The following is a 378-nucleotide window of genomic DNA, read 5'->3' as shown; positions in this document are numbered from 1 at the left end:
CAATGACGCCAAATTCGCCCGGGCCATGGCGCGCCTGGCCGAGCTGGCCCGCGACGTGACGCCGGCGCTGCGCGGCATCGGCGAGTACCTGGCCAATTCCAGCCGCGACCGCTTCAAGACCCAGGCGGCCCCGGACGGCAGCGCCTGGGCGCCGCTATCGAAGTGGTACGAGCAAGCCAAGCCAGCCAACAAAGACAAAATTCTGACGCTGCACGGCTACCTCTGCAACACCATCCATTGGCAGGTATTGCCTGATTCGGTGCTGGTGGGCAGCAACCTGGAGTACGCGGCCATTCATCAGTTCGGCGGCATCATCCGCCCCAAACGGGGCAAGGCCCTGAAAGTGGGCGGCCGCCTGGTCGCCCAGGTCCGTATCCC

General features: G+C 65.9%; 1 protein-coding gene. It reads left to right on the top strand.

Annotation, left to right across the window (positions count from 1 at the left end):
* On the top strand, positions 1-378 hold a 378-nt coding region (locus tag RCF13_RS12810), incomplete at both ends, for a phage virion morphogenesis protein (RefSeq protein ID WP_308141238.1).

The organism is Stenotrophomonas maltophilia group sp. RNC7 (assembly GCF_030910085.1).
Classification (GTDB): Bacteria; Pseudomonadota; Gammaproteobacteria; order Xanthomonadales; family Xanthomonadaceae; genus Stenotrophomonas; species Stenotrophomonas sepilia.
Note: the sequence above shows the minus strand (reverse complement) of the source record. Positions and strands in the feature narration are given on the sequence as shown.